Genomic DNA, 559 nt, shown 5'->3' with positions numbered 1-559 from the left:
CCTCCTGCGTGCAAAGCAGGCGCTCTCCCATCTGAGCTAAGGCCCCTTTTTTAATACTTTCAACATGGTCGGGAAGACAGGATTCGAACCTGCGACCCCTTGGTCCCAAACCAAGTGCTCTACCAAGCTGAGCTACTTCCCGTTTGATTATTTAACGCGCCCAAGAGGAGTCGAACCCCTAACCTTTTGATCCGTAGTCAAACGCTCTATCCAATTGAGCTATGGGCGCTAATATAATGGTGCCGAGGACCGGAATCGAACCGGTACGATGAGTTAACATCGCAGGATTTTAAGTCCTGTGCGTCTGCCAGTTCCGCCACCCCGGCATTATATTAGATTATTGGAGCGAAAGACGGGATTTGAACCCGCGACCCTCACCTTGGCAAGGTGATGTTCTACCCCTGAACTACTTTCGCTTTTGATGGTGCGGGTGAAGGGAGTCGAACCCCCACGCCGTTAGGCGCTAGATCCTAAGTCTAGTGCGTCTGCCAATTCCGCCACACCCGCGCGAAAGAATCAAATCAAATGGTGAGCCATGAAGGACTCGAACCTTCGACCC

General features: G+C 52.1%; 5 tRNA genes. All 5 read right to left on the bottom strand.

The features are described from left to right. Nucleotides 1-65 precede the first annotated feature (65 nt). A tRNA-Pro gene (locus tag HMPREF1871_RS03815) sits at nt 66-142 on the bottom strand. A gap of 13 nt (nt 143-155) precedes the next feature. Beyond that, nucleotides 156-229: transfer RNA gene (locus HMPREF1871_RS03810), tRNA-Arg, on the bottom strand. Between the two features lie 8 nt (nt 230-237). Beyond that, nucleotides 238-326, bottom strand: a tRNA-Leu gene (locus HMPREF1871_RS03805). Nucleotides 327-341: 15 nt separating this feature from the next. Continuing rightward, nucleotides 342-416, bottom strand: a tRNA-Gly gene (locus tag HMPREF1871_RS03800). A gap of 6 nt (nt 417-422) precedes the next feature. After that, nucleotides 423-507, bottom strand: a tRNA-Leu gene (locus tag HMPREF1871_RS03795). Between the last annotated feature and the right edge of the window lie 52 nt (nt 508-559).

The sequence above is a fragment of the Gemelliphila asaccharolytica genome, from assembly GCF_001553005.1.
Lineage (GTDB): Bacteria > Bacillota > Bacilli > Staphylococcales > Gemellaceae > Gemelliphila > Gemelliphila asaccharolytica.
Note: the sequence above shows the minus strand (reverse complement) of the source record. Positions and strands in the feature narration are given on the sequence as shown.